This window comes from Nostoc sp. 2RC (assembly GCF_014222165.1).
In the GTDB taxonomy this organism is placed as follows: Bacteria; Cyanobacteriota; Cyanobacteriia; order Cyanobacteriales; family Nostocaceae; genus Nostoc; species Nostoc linckia.
Genome location: NZ_JACKZU010000863.1, coordinates 1 through 230 on the forward strand (window position 1 = coordinate 1; position 230 = coordinate 230).

Genomic DNA, 230 nt, shown 5'->3' on the forward strand with positions numbered 1-230 from the left:
ATCTAGATTTGCATAAATTAATTTTGCACTACTGAGGTCTACACCTATCAGATTTGCCTGTTCTAAGTTTGCATGATTGAAATTTGCGTTATTCAGATTTGACCAACTTAAGTCAGCACCATCAAGGTCAGTCCAAGCAAAAATTGCTGAAGAAGCCTTTACCGAATTTAACTTTGTATTTGTTAGAGAAGATTTAGTGAAAATTGTACTATTAAGGTTCGCTTCAGTTA

The 230-nt window shown here is 33.9% G+C and carries 1 protein-coding gene; it reads right to left on the bottom strand.

Going from position 1 to position 230, the window contains the following annotated elements:
• On the bottom strand, positions 1-230 hold a 230-nt coding region (locus tag GNE10_RS35290), incomplete at both ends, for a pentapeptide repeat-containing protein (protein ID WP_185570595.1).